Source organism: Paraburkholderia phytofirmans PsJN, from assembly GCF_000020125.1.
In the GTDB taxonomy this organism is placed as follows: Bacteria; Pseudomonadota; Gammaproteobacteria; order Burkholderiales; family Burkholderiaceae; genus Paraburkholderia; species Paraburkholderia phytofirmans.
This window is the reverse complement of record NC_010676.1, coordinates 963,052-985,624: the sequence shown is the minus strand read 5'-3', so window position 1 is coordinate 985,624 and position 22,573 is coordinate 963,052. Positions and strand designations below refer to the sequence as shown.

Annotated in this window: 17 protein-coding genes; 12 read left to right on the top strand and 5 right to left on the bottom strand. The window is 63.2% G+C overall.

Annotation, left to right across the window (positions count from 1 at the left end; translation table 11 throughout):
* Positions 1-201: 201 nt before the first annotated feature.
* Entirely contained in the window at positions 202-945 is a 744-nt protein-coding gene (locus tag BPHYT_RS24145; protein ID WP_012426739.1) for a FadR/GntR family transcriptional regulator, read from the top strand.
* A gap of 101 nt (positions 946-1,046) precedes the next feature.
* Here BPHYT_RS24145 and BPHYT_RS24140 read toward each other — a convergent pair whose 3' ends face one another.
* Complete coding sequence (locus BPHYT_RS24140; RefSeq protein ID WP_012426738.1) at positions 1,047-2,630, bottom strand: aldehyde dehydrogenase (NADP(+)); 1,584 nt, start codon at positions 2,628-2,630, stop codon at positions 1,047-1,049.
* 222 nt (positions 2,631-2,852) lie between these two features.
* Here BPHYT_RS24140 and garL point away from each other — a divergent pair, with 222 nt between their 5' ends.
* From garL to BPHYT_RS38775, 4 genes are all read left to right on the top strand, one after another.
* Positions 2,853-3,653 carry a 2-dehydro-3-deoxyglucarate aldolase gene (gene garL, locus BPHYT_RS24135; RefSeq protein ID WP_012426737.1) on the top strand — a complete coding sequence of 267 codons (801 nt, stop codon included), beginning with the start codon at positions 2,853-2,855 and terminating at the stop codon, positions 3,651-3,653.
* 9 nt (positions 3,654-3,662) lie between these two features.
* Positions 3,663-4,577, top strand: a complete 915-nt coding sequence (locus BPHYT_RS24130) for a 2-hydroxy-3-oxopropionate reductase (protein WP_148225145.1) — start codon at positions 3,663-3,665, stop codon at positions 4,575-4,577.
* Between the two features lie 241 nt (positions 4,578-4,818).
* On the top strand, positions 4,819-6,834 hold the full coding sequence (locus tag BPHYT_RS24125) for a glycoside hydrolase family 28 protein (RefSeq protein ID WP_012426735.1): 2,016 nt from the start codon (positions 4,819-4,821) through the stop codon (positions 6,832-6,834).
* Positions 6,835-6,844: 10 nt separating this feature from the next.
* Entirely contained in the window at positions 6,845-7,006 is a 162-nt protein-coding gene (locus tag BPHYT_RS38775; RefSeq protein WP_167315769.1) for a hypothetical protein, read from the top strand.
* On the opposite strand, the gene BPHYT_RS24120 is transcribed toward BPHYT_RS38775, so the two are convergent.
* Both BPHYT_RS24120 and BPHYT_RS24115 read right to left on the bottom strand, forming a co-directional pair.
* Positions 6,999-8,291, bottom strand: coding sequence for an MFS transporter (locus BPHYT_RS24120; protein WP_012426734.1), 1,293 nt, complete (start codon positions 8,289-8,291; stop codon positions 6,999-7,001). The genes BPHYT_RS38775 and BPHYT_RS24120 overlap by 8 nt on opposite strands.
* Positions 8,292-8,320: 29 nt before the next feature.
* The gene (locus tag BPHYT_RS24115) at positions 8,321-9,157 is read right to left on the bottom strand and encodes an NAD-dependent epimerase/dehydratase family protein (protein ID WP_012426733.1); all 837 of its coding nucleotides are present in this window, start codon (positions 9,155-9,157) and stop codon (positions 8,321-8,323) included.
* Positions 9,158-9,552: 395 nt separating this feature from the next.
* Here BPHYT_RS24115 and BPHYT_RS24110 point away from each other — a divergent pair, with 395 nt between their 5' ends.
* Positions 9,553-10,095 carry a DUF2867 domain-containing protein gene (locus BPHYT_RS24110; RefSeq protein WP_041759116.1) on the top strand — a complete coding sequence of 181 codons (543 nt, stop codon included), beginning with the start codon at positions 9,553-9,555 and terminating at the stop codon, positions 10,093-10,095.
* A 110-nt stretch (positions 10,096-10,205) separates the two neighbouring features.
* Here the strand turns inward: BPHYT_RS24110 and BPHYT_RS24105 are convergent, their stop codons facing one another.
* Positions 10,206-11,027, bottom strand: a complete 822-nt coding sequence (locus BPHYT_RS24105; protein WP_012426731.1) for an alpha/beta fold hydrolase — start codon at positions 11,025-11,027, stop codon at positions 10,206-10,208.
* Between the two features lie 766 nt (positions 11,028-11,793).
* Between BPHYT_RS24105 and BPHYT_RS24095 the strand changes: the two genes are divergently transcribed.
* The 4 genes from BPHYT_RS24095 (at position 11,794) to BPHYT_RS24080 (ending at position 15,568) form a co-directional block, all read left to right on the top strand.
* Positions 11,794-13,206, top strand: a complete 1,413-nt coding sequence (locus tag BPHYT_RS24095; protein WP_012426730.1) for a cytochrome ubiquinol oxidase subunit I — start codon at positions 11,794-11,796, stop codon at positions 13,204-13,206.
* Between the two features lie 39 nt (positions 13,207-13,245).
* On the top strand, positions 13,246-14,250 hold the full coding sequence (gene cydB / locus BPHYT_RS24090) for a cytochrome d ubiquinol oxidase subunit II (RefSeq protein ID WP_012426729.1): 1,005 nt from the start codon (positions 13,246-13,248) through the stop codon (positions 14,248-14,250).
* Positions 14,225-14,437, top strand: coding sequence for a hypothetical protein (locus tag BPHYT_RS24085; RefSeq protein ID WP_012426728.1), 213 nt, complete (start codon positions 14,225-14,227; stop codon positions 14,435-14,437). The genes cydB and BPHYT_RS24085 overlap by 26 nt, the downstream gene beginning before the upstream one ends.
* Positions 14,438-14,794: 357 nt before the next feature.
* Positions 14,795-15,568, top strand: coding sequence for a response regulator transcription factor (locus tag BPHYT_RS24080; RefSeq protein WP_012426727.1), 774 nt, complete (start codon positions 14,795-14,797; stop codon positions 15,566-15,568).
* Positions 15,569-15,759: 191 nt separating this feature from the next.
* Here the strand turns inward: BPHYT_RS24080 and BPHYT_RS24075 are convergent, their stop codons facing one another.
* Positions 15,760-17,727, bottom strand: coding sequence for an ATP-binding response regulator (locus tag BPHYT_RS24075; RefSeq protein WP_012426726.1), 1,968 nt, complete (start codon positions 17,725-17,727; stop codon positions 15,760-15,762).
* Positions 17,728-18,105: 378 nt separating this feature from the next.
* On the opposite strand from BPHYT_RS24075, the gene BPHYT_RS24070 reads away from it, so the two are divergent.
* A complete protein-coding gene (locus BPHYT_RS24070; RefSeq protein ID WP_012426725.1) occupies positions 18,106-18,897 on the top strand; it encodes a hypothetical protein in 792 nt (263 codons plus the stop codon).
* 204 nt (positions 18,898-19,101) lie between these two features.
* Positions 19,102-22,560 (top strand): alpha/beta fold hydrolase, encoded by a 3,459-nt coding sequence (locus tag BPHYT_RS24065; protein WP_012426724.1) that lies wholly within the window; start codon positions 19,102-19,104, stop codon positions 22,558-22,560.
* Positions 22,561-22,573 lie beyond the last annotated feature (13 nt).

The window sequence follows — 22,573 nt, the reverse complement described above, 5'->3', positions numbered from 1 at the left end:
TCGCGCAGCGGTTATCGTACTTCTCTGCGGACAGCGAAATAAGCGCCGCCGCAGCACGAAATGCAGGCTAAAAAGGGACTTCGGCGTCGCATCGGACGCCGGTCCGCAAAATGATATGGCGTGGTTATAATCAGTCGTCAGACGACGGTATAATGAAACGCATGAAGTGTCTGCAACTATCTGATTCAAGGGGCGTTTTCGATGGCTACACCACTGGCATCCGCGGCACCGCCACGACGCGCGCGTAATCTTGCCGAGTTCGTCGTTAGCTACGTGACCGAGCAAATCGCGTCCAACGCCTTGAAGCCCGGCGACAAACTGCCGACCGAATCGCAACTCATGGTCACGCTGAGCGTGAGCCGCACCGTCATTCGCGAGGCGATTTCGCGTTTGCAGGCGGGCAAGATCATCGAAACACGGCACGGCATCGGCAGCTTCGTGTTGGAGCCGCAGCGCGAAAAGCTCGGCATCGACATGGTGCCCGCCACTACCTTGCGCGACGTGCTGTCGATCCTGGAACTGCGCATCAGTCTTGAAACGGAATGTGCGGGTCTCGCCGCCCAGCGCGCCAAGCCGGACGACCTCGCGCGCATGCGCGCCGCGCTCGACGCGATCGAAGCCACGCGTCATAACGGGCTGGACAGCGTCGACGCCGATCTGCAGTTTCATATCTCGGTGGCGCGCGCCACCGGCAACCGCTATTTCGTCGACATCCTCACGCAAATGGGCAGCGCGCTGATTCCGCGCAACCGGCTCGACTCCGCCGGCATTGCGCGCGCGGAACCGGACGCGTATCTGTCGCTCGTCAATCTCGAACACGAAAGCATTCTCGAAGCGATCACGCGCCATGATGCGGAAGGCGCGCGCGCGGCGATGCGTATGCATCTGTCCAATAGCCGCGAACGTCTGCGGCGGGCGAACGAAGCGGCAGACGCGAACAGCTGATTCGCCTTGCCGTTGAATCGAGTTCGCCAGAGTGGACGCAATAAAAAAATATGGCCGGGATATCCCGGCCATATTTTTTACTTCACCTGATCATCCGCCATTTAGCTGCGCGTGATCTCGCCATCACGACGGCGCCACAAATCCAGCGGGTTGTTGTCAGCCAACGCTTCCGGCAACAGATCGGCCGGGAAATCCTGATAGCACACCGGACGCAGGAAGCGCTCGATCGACGTCGTGCCAACCGAAGTCGCACGGCTATCGGACGTAGCCGGGAACGGCCCGCCGTGCACCATCGCGTGCGACACCTCGACGCCCGTCGGGAAGCCGTTCACCAGAATCCGCCCGGCCTTGCGTTCGAGAATCGGCACCAGCTTCTTCGCCGACGCCAGATCCGCGCTGTCCATTTGTACCGTGGCGGTCAACTGGCCGTCAAAGTACTCGGCGACCGCCAGCAGTTCCTGCTCGTCCTTGCAACGCACGATAGTCGAGGCCGGACCGAACACCTCGTCTTCCAGCGCCGGCGTGGCGAGGAACGTCTGCGCATCGGTCACGAACAACGCCGCGCGCGCCTGAGTCGGGCCGGTCGTATCGACACCGCGAGCCACGGCTTCGACGCCCTTGATCGCGGCCAGCTTACCCTCGCCTTCTTCATAGGCCGCGCAGATGCCGGACGTCAGCATGGTCTGCGCGGGCTTGCCGCTGAGTGCTTCGGACGCAGTGGCGACAAACGTCTTGAGCGCGTCGCTGTCGACGGCAATCGCGAGGCCCGGGTTGGTACAGAACTGCCCGGCGCCGAGCACCAGCGAATCGACGAAGCCACGGGCGATGCTCTCGCCGCGCGCCGCCAGCGCATTCGACAGCAGGAACACGGGGTTGATGCTGCTCATTTCCGCATACACCGGAATCGGCTCGGCGCGCGCCGCCGCGACGCGCATCAGCGACGTGCCGCCCGCGCGCGATCCCGTGAAGCCGACGGCCTTGATCGCCGGATGCGCGACCAGCGCCTCGCCGACGGAATTGCCCGCGCCGACGATCATCGAGAACACGCCTTCGGGTAAGTCCATTTCCTGCGCGACACGTTGGATCACGCGGCCGACCATCTCCGACGTGCCGAGGTGAGCACGGTGCGCTTTCACCACCACCGGGCAGCCGGCCGCGAGCGCTGCCGCCGTATCGCCGCCCGCCACCGAAAACGCGAGCGGAAAATTGCTGGCGCCGAACACCGCGACCGGGCCGAGCGGAATCTTCCGCATGCGCAGGTCGGAGCGTGGCAGCGGCTTGCGCTCCGGCAGCGGCGAATCGAGCGTGGCGGCAAGCCACTGGCCGGCGCGCACGACTTGCGCGAACAGCTTGAGCTGGCCCGTGGTGCGGCCGCGCTCGCCTTCGAGACGCGCCTTCGGCAGACCCGATTCCTGGTGCGCCCGTTCGATCAGCGCATCGCCCAACGCCGTGATGCCGTCGGCGATACGCTCGAGGAACTCGGCGCGCACCGAGAGCGGCAGTTGACGGTACGGATCGAACGCCTGCTGCGCCAACTCACACGCCTGCCCAACGAGCGCCACCGAGCCGCTGCCGAAAACCGGCTCCGCGATATCGGATCCCGTGGCAGGATTGAACGCATGCAGTGGTTTTTCCTCGCCGCGCACCGCTTTGCGGCCGATCAGCATTTCGCCGGTAATTGTCATTTGCTTTCCTTGAGTGAAGGCTTAAGATATAGGTCATCCTACAACATTCCGAGACATGCGCGCAACCTGAAACGCTTGCCTGGCGAGGAATTCGGGTTAACGTGACCATTACAATCCGCGAGGCCAGTGCTACTCTGCAATCAAGACATACGACGACCTATAACTCGTGTTGAGCCATCGTCGGAGCTTGCCCGATCCATTGCCGTTCGAGGAAATCAGCCCATGCCAGCCATCACACCTTACCAGCCCTTACCCAATAGTTTCCGCCGGGCAGTCTGCGGCGGTGAAACCCTGATCGGCTGCTGGGCGTCGCTCGCCAGCCCGATCGTGACCGAGTTGCTCGGCATTGTCGGTTTCGACTGGATGCTGCTGGACGCCGAGCACGCGCCGAACGACGTGCTCACGCTGATTCCTCAACTGATGGCGCTCAAGGACAGCGCCAGCGCACCGGTCGTGCGGCCGCCCGCCAACGACAGCGTGTTCATCAAACGGCTCCTCGACAGCGGCTTTTCGAACTTCCTCGTGCCATTCGTGGAAAGCGCCGACGACGCGGCCCGCGCCGTCGCCGCCACGCGCTACCCGCCGCAGGGCATTCGCGGCGTATCGGTGAGCCATCGCGGCAACCACTATGCGACCGTGCCCGACTACTTTAGCGTCGCCAACGACAATGTCTGCGTGATCGTGCAGATAGAAAGCCGCAAGGCCGTCGACGCAATCGACGAGATTCTCGCCGTGGACGGCGTGGACGCCGTGTTCGTCGGCCCGTCCGACCTCGCGGCCGCTTACGGCCAACTCGGCAACGCGAATCATTCGGACGTGCAGGCGGCGATCGCGCATGTGTTCGAACGCGCGCAGGCCGCGGGCAAGCCGAGCGGCATCCTCGCCCCAGTGCAGGCGGACGCGGAGCGCTATATTTCCATGGGCTGCCGCGTCGTCGCGGTGTGTGCGGATATGGGGCTGCTGAAAGGCGCCGCGCAGACGGTTCAGAAACACTTCATGCAGAAACAGGCGGGCCAGCAGTAGCCGGCCGCCATGACATCTTCGGAGCATTCCATGCAAAAAGCAGGCTTTATCGGACTCGGCATCATGGGCAAGCCCATGGCCGCGAACCTTCTCAAGAACGGCGTCGCGCTGGCGGCGTTCACGCGCAGCGGCGTGCCCGACGATCTCGTCCAGGCGGGCGCCGTCGCGTGCGACAGCCCGGCCGCGGTGGGCGCGCAGGCCGACGTGATTTTCATCATGGTGCCGGATACGCCCGACGTCGAGCGCGTGCTGTTCGGCGAGCAGGGTCTGGCGAGCGTGTTGCGCGCGGGGCAAACCGTGGTCGACATGAGCTCGATTTCGCCGATGGCCACGCGCGAGTTCGCGGCCCGCGTGCGCGAGAGCGGCGCGGACTATCTGGATGCGCCGGTTTCCGGCGGCGAAGTCGGCGCCAAGGCCGGCTCGCTGACCATCATGGTGGGCGGCGAAACCGCGACCTTCGATGCCGTCAAGCCGCTCTTCGACATGATGGGCAAGAACGTCACGCTGATCGGCGGCGTCGGTGCCGGCCAGGTGTGCAAGGTGGCCAACCAGGTGATCGTCGCCGCGACGATCGAGGCTGTGGGCGAAGCACTGCTGCTCGCATCCAAGGCCGGCGTCGATCCGGCGCGCGTGCGTGAGGCGCTGATGGGCGGCTTCGCGTCGTCGCGCATTCTCGAAGTGCACGGCGAACGCATGACCAAACGCACTTTCGATCCGGGCTTCCGCATCGAACTGCACCAGAAGGATCTGAACCTCGCGCTCTCGACCGCGCAATCGCTCGGCGTGTCCTTGCCGAACACCGCCACCTGCCAGGCGCTGTTCAACGCGTGCGTTGCGCACGGCGGCAAGGCGTGGGACCACTCGGCGATGGTACGCGCGCTCGAATTCCTCGCCGATCACGAGATTGGCCAGAAAATCGCTTAATTCGCACGCCGCTTTTTGATGCGCCGCTCCGCTTGCCCTGGAAGTTAGGCAAGCAGCGGCGCGCTCGTGCGTTCGCCCGCTTCGTCGCGAGCTGACAAAAGTTGCATCGTCTCCATAGGTGAAGTTTTTTTACAAATATTAAGGATACCTTACGTAAACAAAACGGTTTCGACGACCTGCATCTGCATTCCAGAAGTGGCAGCGATTACTGACAACGCCCGCAAAGGGCAAGGAGACATCCGTGGCAAACATAGATAAAACCAGCGGCAAGCGGACAACATATAAAACACCCGGCCAGGCTGAACCGAATTCGCCCGCCCGCCGCGCGTTTATCGTGCTGGCGGGAACGTCGGCGGGCGCGACGCTGCTCGGCGGCCTGTCCGCTTGCGGCGGTTCCGTCAACGGCGGGACCGCCACGCCGCCGGTCGTGCAGGATCCGATCTGGGGCACCTCGGGCGCCGCGACACAGATCATCGCGTCTTTGCAAGGCATCACCCAGTCGATGTTTGCCAGCCGCGATTTCGTGGTCACGCAGTACGGCGCCGTACCGTGCGCCGTCGTCGCCGCGACCAATCCGTACACAGGATCGGCATCGGTCGCGAGTCCCGGTTCGAACCAGACCAACGCGGCCGCGTCGTTCGACTCGCGCCCCGCGTTTCTCGCTGCCATCCAGGCCTGCAACGCCGCGGGCGGCGGACGCGTGGTCGTGCCGGCGGGCACGTGGTACTGCGCCGGACCGATCGTGCTGCTAAGCAATGTGAACTTCCACCTCAGCGCGAGTTGCACGATCTACTTCAGCCCGAACCCGGCCGACTACGCGAAGGACGGCCCGGTCGCGTGCGGCGCCAACGGCAATCTGTTCTACAGCCGCTGGCAGGCGAACGATTGCCTGAACTACGGCTCGCCCGTGTACGCGCGCAATCAGACCAACATCGCGCTGACCGGCGAAGACGCGACCTCGGTGCTCAACGGACAAGCCATGACACCGTTCGCCGGCAGCGGCAACACCGCCACGTGCTGGTGGACCTTCAAGGGATCGAATGGCGCGTACGGATGCGTGAATTCGTCGACGCCGTCGCAGGTGTATCTGAATCCGAAGAACGTCGATCTGAAAACCGCCGCGCCGGGCATTTCCGATGCGCTGTATGCGCAACTGACCAGTCCCACTACACCCTGGCAGGAAGACCAGAACTATCTGCCCGCGCTCTCCGAAGCCGGCGTGCCGATCGCGCAGCGCGTCTTCGGCATTGGGCACTACCTGCGTCCGTGCATGGTCGAGTTCATCGGCTGCACGAATGTGTTGATGGAGAACTACACCACCAACAACACGCCGTTCTGGCAGCATCATCCGACCGATTGCAAGAACGTCGTGATTCGCGGCGTGACGACCAACAGCATCGGCCCGAATAACGACGGCTTCGATCCGGACGCGTGCAACAACGTGCTGTGCGACAGCGTGACGTTCAACACCGGCGACGACTGCATCGCGATCAAATCGGGCAAGGATCTCGATACGCAATACGGCCCCGCGCAGAATCACGTGATCCAGAACTGCATCATGAACAGCGGCCACGGCGGCATCACGCTCGGCAGCGAAATGGGCGGCGGCGTGCAGAACATCTACGCCCGCAACCTGCAGATGCTGAATCAGAACTGGGCGACCAATCCGCTGAACATCGCGATTCGCATCAAGACGAATATGAATCGCGGCGGCTTCGTGAAGAACTTTTATGTCGATAAGGTCACGCTGCCGAACGGTGTCAGCCTCAAAGGCGCGGGCTACGGCAGCGCGTTGCTGAGCGGCAGCCCGATCAACGCCACGGTGCCGCTCGGCGTCGTGACGGCGAGCGCGGCCAATCCGTCGGCGGCACAGGGCGGACTGATCACGTTCGACTGCGATTATCAGCCGGCGAACGACGCCATTCGTATTCGTCCGGCAGTCGTGCAGAACGTGAACATCTCGAACGTGACGGCAAGCAACGTGACGCTTAACGGTGTGACCGGGTCGTGCTTTCAGGCAATCGTCGCGCAAGGACCCGTTGCGTTCGACTACAACGGCGCGGCCCCGACGCCGACCATTCCGCCGATCACCGGCGTGACGATCTCGAACTGCAATCTGGGCACAGCGGTTTCGGCCGGACCCGCGAGCGCGACCACGCCCGGACCGATCTACGCGTACAACGTGAACGGCATTACGTTGAGCAATGTGGTGATCGGCGCGACGACTTACAACACGACGGTCGTCGATAAGCGTTAAGCAGCAAACGGTGGAACGGCTGGGCGAGGCGCAAGCTTCGTCCAGCCGCGAAGATTCAGAACAAGTAGCGAACAAGGCAAAAAAATGGCGCCGCCCGAAAGCGCCGCCATTTTCATTTTCCCGCCCGCCCGATCAGCGTCCGGAATTCATCGCAACCAGCCCACTCATTTGACCACCGCACTCGCCGGCGTCCAACGCGGCTCCGGCGTCTTGTCCGCGCTCTTCGCCAGCAAACACACCACACCGGCCGCGATAATATCGAACACCGCCAGCACCACGAACAGCGGGCTATACCCGATCTGCGTAACCAGCACGCCGAACAGCGCAGTGAACGCAGCCGCGCCCAGATAACCCGCCATGCCGCCCATACCGGTCGCTGTCGCGACTTCGTTCTTGCCGAACATATCGGACGTGATCGCGTACAGCGCACCCGACAAGGTCTGATGCGCAAAACCGCCGACGCACAACAGCGCCACCGCCACATAAGGACTCGCCACGAGGCCCACGCAGGCCGGTCCGATCATGAACAGCGCGCCGACCACGAACACCATCTTGCGCGACGTGAACAGCGACACCTTGGCGTACTTGTGAAACAGCGGGCTGAGATAGCCGCCCAGCACGCAGCCGATGTCGGCCGCGAGAAACGGCATCCAGGCATACAACGCAACTTCCTTCAGGTTCATGTGACGCTCGGTCATCATGTACAGCGGAATCCACGCGTTGAAGGTCTGCCACGCCGGCTCGGACAGAATACGCGGAATGCCGATCGCCCAGAAATCGCGGCTGCCGAGCATGGCGATCCAGTTGCGCTTGGCGGCGCCCGCGTCGCTGTGCTTCGCTTCCTGACCGCTCAGAATGTAGTCGCGTTCGGCGTCGCCCAGCAGTTTCTGATTGCGCGGATGCTTGTAGAGCGCCATCCACAGCACGCTCCACACGATCCCGGCCACGCCGACTATCACGAAAGCCAACTGCCATTCGCCGTGCAGCAACGCCCACACCACCAGCGGCGGCGCCAGCAACGCGCCGATCGACGAGCCGATGTTGAACCAGCCGATCGCGACCGAGCGCTCCTTGGCGGGGAACCACTCGCTCGTCGCCTTGACGCCGGCCGGAATCCCGGCCGCTTCCGCAATGCCGAGCAGGCCGCGGAAGAACGCAAGGCTGCGCCAGCCCGTCGACCACGCCGCCGCGGCGCACGCCAGCGACCAGGCGAGCGCGAACGCCGCAAAGCCGATCTTGGTGCCGACGGTATCGAGCAGGAAGCCCGCCACCGGCTGCATGAATGCATAGCAAAGCTGCCACGCCACGACCACGTGCGCATACTGCTCCGTGGTGATGTGGAGGTCTTTCATCAACGCCGGCGCCGCGACTGACAGCGTGTTGCGCGCGAGATAATTGATAATGAGCCCGGCCGCGACCAGACTGACCATCCACCAGCGGATGCCCTTGATCTTCATTGCTGCGTCTCCTCGTAATCCTTAACGTCTCAAACAGGCCGCGTGGCGGAAGCGGCCGAGCCGTCCGCAGCGGCGTCATCGCGCGAATAATCGATACCCACGAAGCTGCCGCCCTGGAAGCGCTGGCCCAGCGCGTCGAGCGGATTCGGCCGCGCGAGAATTTCTTCGGCGTAGACCTCGGCGTCCTGCGTCGGCTGATAGCCCAGACGTTCGGCGCCGCTGTTGTCCCACCAGCTGCGCGTGTTGGCCGAGACGCCCCAGATGGTCAGGAAACCTACGTTCTCCGCTTCGACGCAACGGTCGAGGAAATGCAGCAGATCGCGATGACCGAACCAGGTGCTGAGATGCCGCGGTTCGGTCGGCCGTTCGAGACAACTGCCGATGCGCACGCACACGCTCTCGATACCGTGCTTGTCCCAATACATTCTGGCGAGCGCTTCGCCCCACACCTTGCTCAGACCGTAAAAGCCGTCCGGGCGCAGTTCGCAATCGAGGCTCAGATGCTCGGTGACCGGATACATGCCAATCGCGTGATTGGAGCTCGCGAACACGATGCGCTTCACGCCTTGCCGGCGCGCGCCTTCGTACACTTCGACGAGCCCGCGCAGATTGTTTTCGATGATCTCGGGCAGCGGACGCTCCACACTCGTGCCCGCGAAATGGATCAGGACGTCGACGCCTTCCAGCAGACGATCCACGACCGCCGGATCGCGCAGGTCGCCGTGCATCACGTCCTCGCCATCCACTAGCGGCACGAGCGCCTTCGAGCCCGCTGCCGAACGCAGCGGCGTGCCGCGCGCGATCAACGCGGCGCGTACCACGGAGCCTAGCTGGCCACCGGCTCCACTCAGAGCAATCTTCTTCATAAGGTTCCTTTCCTGCGCCGCGCGCGATCGAACTGGGGTACAGCTCTCGCTTTTGTCATGGGCGGCAGCTCTGCCGATTCCGCGATAGTTGTACGATAACGTACTATTAACCATGCTAGACCGGATTTCAATTAGGCACTTACCCTTATTCGGACCGACTGATATCGAGATTTCCCTTACGAAACAGGTGAGTACGCCCGAACTATTTATGTGACATCGTATAACTATAAACACATAATTTGCGTGAAACGCGCGACGTGCTGAACCGCGTCCGCCGGCCTCGCGCGAGACGCCCACAAGCGCGTAGACTTGATGCGCTCACGCTTAAGCCGCCCTGCCGCCGCGATCCGGCGCAGCGCTCCTCGTCGATGCATCACTTAGCGCCGCACGTCACCATGCTCACTGCCCACTGTTCCGTGCAATCCGTCGCCCTGCCGGCTGAATCTGGCGTCTCGCGTTTGTACGACGCGCCGGACCTGGCCGATGCGTACGCCGTCCGCCTACCCGAGAACGCCATCGACGATCCGGAATTGCTCGCGCGCTTCGTGTTCGCGCATCAGGCGGCCTGGATCGCGAAGCTGATGAGCGTGCGCGATGCGATCGTCGCGCGTGTCGGCTTGAAGACTGCCAGGCAGTTGCGCAGCATCAAGGATCCTGCCGCCGCACGGGAGCGCCTCGACATCTTCAGGATCTACGCGCGCAACGCGCACGAGATCATCCTCGGCGAGAACGACCGTCATCTCGACTTTCGGGTTTCACTGCTGCAGCAGACCCGTGGCACGCGCGAAGACCGTGCGCGCTATCTGATCCTGTCGACCGTCGTGCATTGCCACAATCGGCTCGGCCGTTTCTATATTCTCGCGATAGCGCCGTTCCACCGGCTGGTGGTGCGCTCGTCATTGCGGCGAGCGGCGCGGATCGGCTGGCCGACCGTCTGAAGCGGCTCGACCGCGGGCTCGAGGATGGCCCGCGGCTCGATGTCGAATGCGGCCAGGTGCGCGCGCTTGTTCGCGCCCCGCCGCACTCGCGGCAACAAACCAGATCAGCTTTACGACCCGACGAACTCCAGCAGGTCGCCGTTCACCTTGGCGGCCTCGACCGTGCACATGCCATGCTGGCCACCCGGATACACCTTCAGCGTGGCGTTCTTCACGATCTTCGCGGTCAGACGGCCGGCTGCGTCGATCGGCACGATCTGGTCGTCGTCGCCGTGCAGCACCAGGGTCGGCACGTCGATCTTCTTCAGGTCTTCGGTGTAGTCGACTTCGGAGAACTGCTTGACGCAGTCGTAAAGCCCCTTGATCGAGCCGGCCATGCCCTGGACCCAGAACGAATCGATCACGCCTTGCGACACCTTTGCTCCCGGCCGGTTGTAGCCATAAAACGGCAGCGCGAGATCCTTGAAAAACTGCGAGCGATCGTCTTCCACGCCCTTGCGGATACCGTCGAACACGTCGATCGGCGTGCCGTTCGGATTGCTCTCGGTCTTCAGCATCAACGGCGGCACCGCGCCGATCAGCACGGCCTTCGCGACGCGTTGCGTGCCATGCCGGCCGATGTAATGCGCGACTTCGCCGCCGCCCGTCGAATGGCCGACGAGCGTGGCGTCCTGCAAATCGAGGTGTTCGATCAGCGCCGCGAGGTCGTCGGCGTAGGTGTCCATGTCGTTGCCGTCCCACGTCTGCTCCGAGCGGCCATGGCCGCGCCGGTCATGCGCGATCACGCGAAAGCCCTTGCTGCCGAGAAACAGCATCTGCGCGTCCCAGGCATCCGCGCTCAGTGGCCAGCCGTGCGAAAAAACGACCGGACGGCCCTTGCCCCAGTCCTTGTAGAAAATGCTCGTACCGTCTTTCGTCTTGATCGTGCTCATCTGCTGACTCCTTGTAGTTGAAGTCTGCCGTTGCCGGCAGGTGGATGAAGCGTGGCTTCTCGAACCATTCGCGCGGCACGCGACATGAAGCCCATTGAGGCACGGCATGCGCTGCACCACACATCGATGACGGATTCGCGACGCGCCGGGCCGTTCGGCCGGTACGTCGGCAATGACTATTCGAAGCGAATAACGGGAAAAAATACTGGACTGGCCACACGACGTGCACGCGTAAGAAGCATGCGCTCTTTTGAAAAACGCTGCCGCCTGGCTGCCTGCATGGTATGAGCAAACGGGCTTATTGGCTAGCCGCAGCGCGCATGGAAAGTCGGTTCGAACGGAGCGATTGTCGGTTCATGAGGAGCCAATCCCAATTGCCGAACATTGCGTTGCCGATCGAGTCGCCGTGCGAGACAGCGACTGCCGCCGGAAGACCGCAGGCTCTCGTCAGATGCGTACTCGAACCGGTCCCCGCGACAATGCTGCAGCGCGGTCGATTGCCGCAGTTGCACAGCCAATACGCGAAAGCGCCCGTCTTCGGCTTAGCAAGCGCGACCATAAAAACTTGATATCCATCAAAGGCTTGCCATCCAAAAATAAAAAATCGCCACAAAACAAGGTGGTTTTTTGACGCACATCGCGTCGCAGCAAAAAAATCGACCATCCCCTACGCTTGCGCCATCTGCCCAGTGCAGTGCGCACCGACAACGGTCGACGCGCGTAGTCCGTCCTCGCGGACCCCACGCACTTCAAGCACGTCAAGCTCATGAACTCCGCTCTATCGGCCTTCGATCTCGCCCGCATCCAGTTTGCGTTCACCGTCTCGTTCCACATCGTCTTTCCGGCGCTCAGCATCGGCCTCGCCAGCTTCATCGCCGTGCTCGAATGGCGCTGGCTGAAAACGCGCAAGGCGTACTACAAAGACCTTTGTCTGTTCTGGTCGAAGATCTTCGCCGTGGCCTTCGGCATGGGTGTGGTTTCCGGCGTGGTGATGAGCTATCAGTTCGGCACCAACTGGTCGGGCTTCTCCAGTTTCGCCGGCCCCGTCACCGGCCCGCTGTTGATGTACGAAGTGATGACCGCGTTCTTCCTCGAAGCGGGCTTCCTCGGCATCATGCTGTTCGGCTGGCAGCGCGTCAGTCCGCGCGCCCACTTCGGCGCCACGCTGATGGTGGCGATCGGCACGCTGATTTCGACCTTCTGGATTCTCGCTTCCAATAGCTGGATGCAAACGCCGCAAGGCTTCGAAGTCGTCAACGGCCGCGTCGTGCCGCTCGACTGGTTCAAGATCGTTTTCAACCCGTCGTTCCCGTACCGGCTTGCGCATATGGCGCTCGCGGCATTCATCGTCGCGGCGCTGGTGGTGTCGGCGGTGGGCGCATGGCATCTGCTGCGCGGACGGCGCGATCCGGCCGTCAAGAAAATGTTCTCGATGGCGCTCTGGCTCCTGCTGATCCTCACGCCGATCCAGGCATTCGTCGGCGATCAGCACGGTTTGAACACGCGCGAATACCAGCCCGCCAAGATCGCGGCGATCGAAGGCCTTTGGGAAACAGAAAAAGGCGGCACCGCGCTGAACCTGTTCGGCATTCCCGACATGCAGGCGGAAACCACGCGCTACGCCGTGTCGATTCCGCATCTCGGCAGCCTGATCCTCACGCACAGCTGGGACGGCGAAATTCGCGGCCTTAAAGAATTCCCGCCGCAAGACCGGCCGAACTCGACAGTGGTGTTCTGGAGCTTTCGCATCATGGCCGGCCTCGGCGTGCTGATGATCGTGATGTCGGTAGCCGCGTGGGTGCTGCGCCGCCGTGGACGCCTGTTCGAATCGAAGTGGTTCCAGCGCGTCGCCGTGGCAATGGGGCCGACGGGTTTCATCACGCTGCTGGCCGGCTGGGTCACCACCGAAGCGGGCCGTCAACCGTGGGTCGTGTACGGCGTGATGCGCACCTCGCAAGCCGTGTCGCCTCTCACCACGCAGCAGGTCGGCATTTCGCTGATGACTTTCGTGGTGGTGTACTTCCTCGTGTTCGGCACCGGCGTCTACTACATGCTCAAGCTGATGCGCGCGGGTCCCGCGCTTCCGGGACACACGCCACACGAAGCGCCGCCGCGCTCGCCAAACGAGACCGCGCGCCGCCCGCTTTCCGCCGCCGATCACATGATCGACGCCGCCTGAACCACCCTGCTTCACAGCTACTTGCGATAGAGAAAGAACATGGACGTAACCGTAGTGTGGGCCGCGATCATCGCGCTGGGCCTTTTCATGTATGTGGTGCTGGACGGCTTCGATCTGGGCATCGGCATCGTCTTCCCATTCTTCCCCGATGAGAAGGAACGCGACCTGATGATGAACACCGTCGCGCCGGTGTGGGACGGCAACGAAACCTGGCTGGTGCTCGGCGGCGCCGGATTGTTCGCCGTGTTTCCGGCGGTTTATTCGACCGTGCTGTCCGCGCTGTATCTGCCGCTGATCTTCATGCTCGTCTGTCTGATCTTTCGCGGCGTGTCGTTCGAGATTCGCGCCAAGGCCAATCGTACGAAGCATCTGTGGGACCTCGCGTTCATCGGCGGCTCGGCGGGCGCGACCTTCTTTCAGGGCATTGCGCTGGGCGCGTTCCTGCAAGGCATTCCGGTAGTGGACGGCGCGTATGCCGGCGACGCCTTCGGCTGGCTCACGCCGTTCAGCCTGCTCACGGGTCTCGGACTCGTGGTCACGTATGCGCTGCTCGGCTGCTGCTGGCTGGTGGCGAAGACCGAAGGCGATCTGCAGCGCCGCCTGCATCGCGTGGTCTGGCCGTTGACGGTCGTGCTGCTCGGCTTCGTCGCGATGGTCAGCCTGTGGACGCCGCTGCAGGATCCCAACATCGCGCAACGCTGGTTCCACGACGGCCTGTTCTATCGTTTGCTGCCGGTGCCGTTCCTCGTGGCGGTCGCGGCATTCCTCATGCATCGCGCGGTGCGTGAGCGGCATCACAACACGCCGTTCGCGCTCGCGCTGCTGCTGGTGCTGCTCGGCTACGCGGGGCTGCTGGTGAGCTTGTGGCCGTATGCAATTCCGTCCAGCATGACGCTGTGGGAAGCGGCCGCGCCGCGTTCGAGCCAGATGTTCACGCTGGTCGGCGCAGCGGTGATTCTGCCCATCATCATCGCCTATACGACAATGGGTTATTGGGTATTTCGCGGCAAGGTGCGTCATGGCGACCAACATCACTATCACTAAGCAGACGAACTCCGGCGCGGGTCACAGCGCCACCCACGAAGCATCGCCGGCGACCGTGGCGCCGGCGCGCAAACTGCCGGGCTGGCTCTGGTTCATCGCGCTATGGTGCTTCGGCGTGGGCTCGGCGATGTCGCTCGGATTCGCATTCAAGATTCTGATGAATGCGACGTTATTTGCAGTCAAATAGAGGCTGCTTCAGCGCGCTTCGATCCGGCGCGCATAACCTTCGGAATCCTGCATGGACGCCTTCAAAAAAGGGCGAATCGGCTCGTCTACCAAGCAAGCCGAAAACCTATGTGCGAGAGACCTGCTTTGGACATCATGCGGCGCATCGGAACGGACGGCGATTTAACAAATAAACTGGCATTTGGCGGCGTGCCGGCGGAAGTCCTCTTGAGGAACTCGCCGGAAGATGCGCCGCGGCACCGATCAGGCATATGATCGCGGGGTGGGCGGCAATGATGCGATTCACGAGGCTAGAAGTAAAACGAGACCCTATAACGGCGGTAGCCCACATCGGGCAGGCCCGACTCGCGGAGACATCATGAAGTTTCTTGTAGCCGACGACCATGAACTGATCCGGCAAGGCGTCAAAGGCATGCTGCGCGGCCTCGATCCCGACGCCCAGTTCGACGAAGCCGACAACTGGGAGACGCTTGCCCTGCTCGCGCGTCCCGACGCCGATCACGATCTCGCCATTGTCGATCTGCATATGCCGGGCATGAGCGGCGCTTCATCGCTCGAAGTGCTGTTGAAGGCGAATCCCGCGCTGCCGCTCGTCGTTCTCTCCGCCGAAGAATCGCCCGACGAAATGCGCGCGGTGCTGGCCGCCGGCGCGCTCGGTTTCGTGCCGAAGCGCCAGCCCGCCAGCGTCATGCTCAAGGCCATCGAACTGGTGCTTTCAGGCGGCGCTTATGTGCCGATGGAAGCGCTCAGCCTGCTGGGCTCGCGCGACGCGCAAGCCGCGCCCGCGCGTGCTGAAGCGCTTGCCGAACCGGCGCCGCAGCATGCGGCTCCGGCCGGTGCGCACGCACCCAGCCAGGGCGGCGGCGCTACGCTCACCGAACCTCTTACGCAGATCCAGGCACTTCAGCCGCACCAGCAGCATCTGCTGGAGAATCTGTCGCCGCGTCAGCAGGACATCATGCGGCTCGTGCATCGCGGCTGGACCAACAAGATGATCGCGCGCGACCTGGGCGTCGCGGAAGGCACGGTGAAGGTGCATCTGTCGGTGATCTTCCGGGCGCTCGGTGTGCATAACCGGTCGACGGCGATCGCCGTTATCAATGGCTGGCTGGAAGCTGGGAAAACTTTGTAGCGTGAGAGTGGCGACGGCGGCGTCCGCGCCGCTATGTCGACCAAGGGCGCCTTTACTTCGCGGTTCGCCTGTCCTTGTCCAGTCCGCCTGTCCCTGTGCTGTTCGCCTGTCCGTCTGCTGTGCGCCTGCTGCTGTGCGCCTTTTTCTGCGCGCCTCTCCTTCTCCGCTCGCCTCCCCCTTCCCATGCGCCTCTACTTCTGCGCTTCACTTTGCGACTGAGCGCTTTGAGTCAGCGTGCTTTGCGGCTGGCCCTTCGATCCCATTCTCGCCTCCCCTTGCGCCGCGCTCCCAGCAGCGGCCAACGCACCACTCACCACCCGCCCGCTCGCTTCATTTCCCACTACGTTTCCCGTTTGACCCACGCGTAATGCCAGCGCCGCAGCGGCCCGCCCCTTGTCCAGCTCGGCCTGCTGCCACAGCATCTCCAGCGTGCGCCGCAAGCGCGCCGGCGTGACCGGTTTGTGAAGCACCGGAATCCCCTGCAAGGCGAGCGCCGCCAGTTCGGCCGACGCCATGTCGCCCGTGATCAGCAGCGTCACCACGTTGTCGTGCCCCGCGCGCGCGAGCATGTTGCGCACGGCAGTGAGCGCCTGCGCGCCGGTTCGGTGATTCGCCAACTGGTAGTCGCACAGCACGGCATCCGGCACGAAGCCGCCTTCGAGCGCCGCGAGCGCATTGGCCTCGTCGCGCGCGCCGAGCACGCTGCAACCCCAACGGCCCAGCAGACTCACCAGGCCTTCGAGAATCGACGGATCGTCGTCGATGCACAGCACATGCCGCCCTTGCGCCGACGGCCCGCCGGCCACCGCTTCGTTCAGGCTCGCGACGACGCCGTCGGGGTCGCCCGCCTGCACCGGAAAACGGAACACCGAACCGCGGCCCGGCGCTGAACGCAGTTGCAATTCGCCGCCGAGCATCTCGACCAGCCGCTTCACCGTCGGCAAGCCGAGGCCGTGCCCCTGGCGTGCGTCGCGTTGCGGATTGGCGACCTGATAAAACTCCTCGAAGATGCGCGCGTGCTCCTCCGCGGGAATCCCGATGCCCGAATCACGCACTTCGATAAAGCCGCCCGTCTGCCGCCCGGCGCGGCGCAAGCCCAACCAGATCGCGCCGTCCTCGGTATAACGCACCGCGTTCGACAGCAGATTGCTCAGCACACGTTCGAGCAGCACAGGGTCGTCGTGCACCACCATCGCGGTCGGCGCGATGCGCAGCGCCAGCCCTTTGGCGGCCGCCTGCGGACGGTACTGGCTGCCAACCCGCTCGAACAGTTCGGACAGCCGGAAATGCAGCCGGATCACCTGGGTCACGCCGCTTTCGAGCCGCGCAAGGTCGAGCACCTGGTTGAACAACTGGTTCAGCGCCTCGACGTTGTAGACGATGTGCTCGGCGGTTTTCGCGTGCTGCACGGGCGTCGCCGCCGTGTCGTTCAGCGAGGCGGCGAGCAGGCCGATCGCATGCAGCGGCTGGCGCAAGTCGTGGCTGGCGGCCGCGAAAAAGCGCGTCTTGGCGAGGCTCGCTTCCTCAGCCACCCGTTTTTGCGCGGCCAGCGACTCCGCCAGATACTGCTGATCGACACGTGCCTGCACGACCTGCTGGAACAGCTTGCGATAACTCAGCGCGTAGACGTTGATCGCGCAGAAGAAAAACGCGAGGACGATGGCAAGCAGCGTGCGGTCGAACGTATGCGTGCCGAAATGCATAACGATCGAAGGAAACAGCAGAAACGGAATCGAGGTCGAGAAATTTAGCAGGTCGAAGCCATTCGACATGAACACGCCGGCGGCCAGCGTGACGAGCATGACCGTGTGCAGCAGCGGCAGGTCCGACTGCGGGCTCTGGAACGCGAACCACACGGCGATGCCGGGCCCGCTGTAGAGCAGCATGCCGCGCACCGCGTGAAGAATGATCCAGCCGCGCGGCGAGACGAGTTGCGGGTAACGGCGGTTGACGAGCCACAGCGCCAGACTGGCGCAATTGGCCGCGGCATAGAAACCGAAGCACGCGATAAAGAGCGGCGGCGACGGTATGTTCGGCCAGTAAATCGACACGAGCACCGCGATCGAAAACCAGTGCGAAAAGAAAGCGATCGGATCTTGCGCATACAGCACGCGCACCAGGTCTTCGTCGATAGCACGCTGGATCGGGTCAGCCCGCATCACGCGGTCTCCTCGGACTCGGCAAATTCGGTTATGTGGATCGCAAGCGCGGCGACGCCAGCGGCGCGAACCGCATCGGATACTTTGGATACGGCGTGGCTCTGCGTCTGGGATGCAACTGCGATGCGATTGCGTAGCCGCAGTGCGATGCAATTTTCCAGTGCAAGCCCGTTTTACTTCAGACGAATACGATGCACTTTGCCGGATGGTTTACCCGGCAGTTTACCCATCAGCTACCACTTAATCCATATAGGCGAAGCGGCCGCTGGAAACCATACTGGCTTCACATTCCAGCGCGGCCTCAAAGCTTCAACATCCACACCCCGCCCGCAGTTCAGGCTCACCGCGCTCCTTGCCTTTCCCCTTATGGAGGTTTTCATGGGCGCAGTTCCGAGCCACGCGTTCGTCCGCAATCTCGACGATGCAATCCTGCCGGATTTGTGGCGCAGGCGTACCCGGTTGTCCGGCGACGAAATGGTGTCGATGGTCGAACTGGTCAAGCGGGCCTTGCGGACCTATCACCCGCTCGAACTGCAGGCGCTCGGCGAGGACAAGGAAGAACTGGTCGCCCAGTTCATCTACGCCAAGGTGCTGCGTCTCGCGCCGGGCCACACCGAAACCCACGCCTGCGCCGAGAGCGCGCCGTCCAACGGCTACGCATTGTGCGCGTATTTCCGCCGCTACCTGATCGACTGCCTGCGCAGCGCCGGCCATCAGCGCAACGTATCGATGGAAAACGACGGTATGGCGCAGGAAATCGATTTGCACGCGCAGGCGCTGGAAGATCCGGTGGAAAGCGTGCTGCTGCAATACGGCCTCGACGAACAACGCGTGCGGCTCTCGGCGCGCGCCTTTATCGAAAGCCTCGATGAACCGGAGCGGATCGTGCTGGCCGGCAGCCTCGGCTGGTGCTCGGAAGGCAAAGGCGGTTTGTCGGCAGTCGCAGCGCAGCATCGTGTGCCCTCGTATCACTATCGCGCCGTCAAGCTCGGCGTCACCATGAAGAAGACGGCTGGCGCCGAGGATTTTTCGAATACGAAGATTGGCCGCTGGCTCACGGACGTGCTCGGCATTGAGATCGAGATCGACAATCGCCCGGCGATTCTGCTCGCGCTGAACCTGCTCGCCGCCGAATCGAGCGACAGCGAATTGAATGAAGCGGCCGCGTAATAGCACGCGGCCGTGCACCCGCGGCACCCCGGCGCCCTCTCGCGACGTCCCGTACGCGGCACAGCCGGCCCGCGCGCCACATACGATGCGCCTTTTTTTGTGAGCGCGCACCGCCTAGGATAAAAAAGCTGTCGCCGCACACCGTCTTGCTTCCGAAGTCCTGGTTGTCGCTCCCCGCATTCCATTCCAGACGAGGTGGTCGTGATGAACCGCTTATCGAGCGTCGTAACTGCAATCCAAGCGCATTACGACGTGGTTGTGGTGGGTTCCGGCTACGGCGGCGGGATCGCCGCGAGCCGTATGGCGCGCGCCGGGCGCCGCGTGTGTGTGCTCGAACGTGGGCGCGAGTTCATGGCCGGTGAATTTCCCCGCACGCCGTTTCAGGGCGCCGAAGAAGTGCAATACAACACGGCGCTCGCACATATCGGCTCGCCGCTGGCGTTGCTCGAAGTGCATGTGAACGACGACGTAAACGCGGTAGTCGGCTGCGGTCTCGGCGGCACCTCGCTGATCAACGCGAACGTCGCGCTCGAAGCCGATCCGCGCCTATGGGACGACCCGCGCTGGCCGGCCGCCTTGCGCGCCGACAAGGCGGGACGCGACAAAGGGTACGCGTCCGCGCGAGCAATGCTGCAGCCGTCGCCGGTGCCGCAGAGCTATCCGGCCTTGCCGAAATTGCAGGCACTTGAGAGATCGGCGCAGGCGCTCGGCATGGAAAACGAGTTCTCGCGTCCGGAGATCACTGTCACCTTCAATGACCGCACGAATGCCGCGGGTGTCGAGCAGAAGGCTTGCGTCGGTTGCGGCGACTGCAATTCCGGCTGCAATTACGACGCCAAGAATTCGACGCACATGAACTATCTGCCCGACGCCGTCGCGCACGGCGCGCAGATTTTCACGGGCACCGCCGTCCATTCGGTGCTGCGCGACGCAGCCACGGGAAAATGGATCGTGGGTTACCAGCTGGTGAGCCTTGGCCGCGAAAGCTTCGGCGCGCCGGATCTGTTCGTGAGCGCCGATATCGTCATCGTATCGGCCGGCACGATCGGTTCGACCGCGTTGCTGCTGCGCTCGCGCAAGCAGGGCTTGAGCGTCTCCAACATGCTCGGCAAACACTTCACCGGCAATGGCGACGTGCTCGCCTTCGCCTACAACACCGAGCCGGTGATCAACGGCGTCGGCTGGGGCGCGCATGAAAAAGGCGAGATTCCGCCGGTCGGGCCGACTATCACCGGCCTCATCGATCATCGCGAGACGCCGAATGTCAGAGACGGCTACGTGATCGAAGAAGGCTCGCTCGCCGGTCCGGTGGGCGCGGCGCTGGTCGGCCTGCTCGGCGCCGCCGCGCCGCTCGTAGGGGTGGATGTCGCGCCGCGCTCCGTCGCGGAACAGCTCGCCTACGACGCCCGCGTCGCCACGAGCTTTCTGCGCGGCCCCTATCACGGCGCGCTCCATCACACGCAAAGCTACCTCGTCATGGCGCACGACGACGAGAACGGCGAGATCGACGTGGACGACAAAGGCCAGCCGCGCATCGTGTGGGAGAACGCCGGCAAGCAGCCGATCTTCCAGGCGGTCGAAGAGGTGCTCAAGCGGGCGACCGTGCCGCTTGGCGGCAAATACATGCGCAATCCGATTTCCACCGATATTCTCGGCAATCGCACCGTCACCGTGCACCCGCTCGGCGGCTGCGGCATGGGCGAAGATGCGGAACACGGCGTGGTCGATCATATGGGCCGCGTGTTCTGCGGCGCCACGGGCAACGCGGTGCACGACGGACTGTATGTGATGGACGGCGCGGTTATGCCCATGTCGCTCGGCGTCAATCCGCTGCTGACGATTTCCGCGCTGACCGAACGCAATTGCGAGCTGCTGCTCGCCACCCACCCGCTGAACGCCGCGCCGGCGGAAGGCGCCGCCGTTACGCCGACCCTGCCGCCTCCGCCGACGCCGCAGGCCGCGTCCTCGTCATTGACGCCCTCCTCGCCGCAAAAGATCGGCCTGCACTTCACCGAAACGATGGTCGGCACCTACACGCCGAACGTTGCGGGCGAAGCGGCCACGAGCCCGATGGAATTCACGCTGACCGTCGAATCGGAAGACCTTGCCGACATGATTAGCAATCCGCAGCATCTGGCGCAAACGGCCGGCACGCTGACCTGCCCCGCGCTCTCCGCGCAACCGATGACGATCTCCAACGGCACCTTCAATCTGTTCGTGGTCAACGAGTCGGACGTGGACGAGCGCAACATGAATTACCGCATGACGCTCAACGCCACCGAAGGCAAGACGTACTTTCTGAGCGGCAAGAAGATCATCACGCGCACTTCGCCGATCAATCTATGGGAGCAGACCAACACGCTCTATGCGGAGGTCCGCGAGTCGGCGCAAGCCGATGCGCCGCTGCTCGGCAAGGCGACACTGATCATCACGCCGGAAAATTTCCTCAAGCAGCAGCGCACGCTCGAAGTCACCCACGCGCCGGATCTGAAGACGCGTCTCGAATGGACCCTGAAGTTCGGCAAGTTTTTCGCGGGCGTGCTGTTCACAGAATACGGCGGCGTAGCCGCACCCTTGCAGTATTTCGACCCGAAAGCGGAACCGCGTCTGAAGCGCGCGTTGCGTGCGCCGGCGCCGCAAATCGTCTTCTTCGATACGCCCGACGGCACGAAGCTCAGACTCACGCGCTATCACGACCCCGCGCGCAAAGCGGCGCGTCCGGTGCTGCTGATTCACGGCTCGGGCGTATCGAGCCGCATCTACTCCACCGACCTGATCGCGACCAACATGGTCGAATATCTGTTCGCCGCCGGCTACGACGTGTGGCTCGTGGATCTGCGCGTCAGCATCGAAATGCCAAGCGTGTTCGTGCCGACCAATGTCGACAAGGTGGCGCGCGAGGACATTCCGTCGGCGGTCGCCAAGATCCGCGAATTGACCGGCGTCCCGGAGATTCAGGCGCTCGGGCACTGCATGGGCGGCGTGGCGCTGACCATGTCGCTGCTGTATGGACTCGAAGGCGTGCGCTCGGTGTTCATTTCGCAGGTGTCGGCGCATCCGGTGCCGGGCACGCTGGAGAAGATCAAGGCTGGCCTGCATATTCCCGACTTCATGGAACATCTCGGGCTGATGGACGTGACCGCGTATACGGAACACAAGTCGTGGCCGCAGAACCTGCTCGACGAAGCGCTCAAGTTTTACCCGCTCAATCATAAGGAAGGTTGCGGCAATCCGATCTGCCATCGCGCGACCTTCCTGTATGGCCTGCTCTACGAGCATGAACAGTTGAACCAGACGCTTCACTCGAACCTGCAGGAAATTCTCGGTGTGCACGACGTCGGCGTATTCAAGCATCTGGCCACGATGGTGAGAGCACACAAGGTGGTCGATGCCGAAGGCAAGGATGTCTATCTCACCGGCACCGACGGCATGAAAGGACTGGAGGGCATGCGCCGGCCGATCGGGTTCATTCACGGCGATAAAAACGAAACCTATCTGCCGATCAGCACGCAACTCACCTACGAGATGCTGGTCAAGCATTTCCCCGAGCAGCCCTACGAGCGAACCATCATTCCCGGCTATGGACACATCGACTGCATCTTCGGGAAGAATGCCGCCTTGGATGTCTATCCGATAATCGTGAAGTATCTGGACGCGCATTGACGCAACGCGTGGC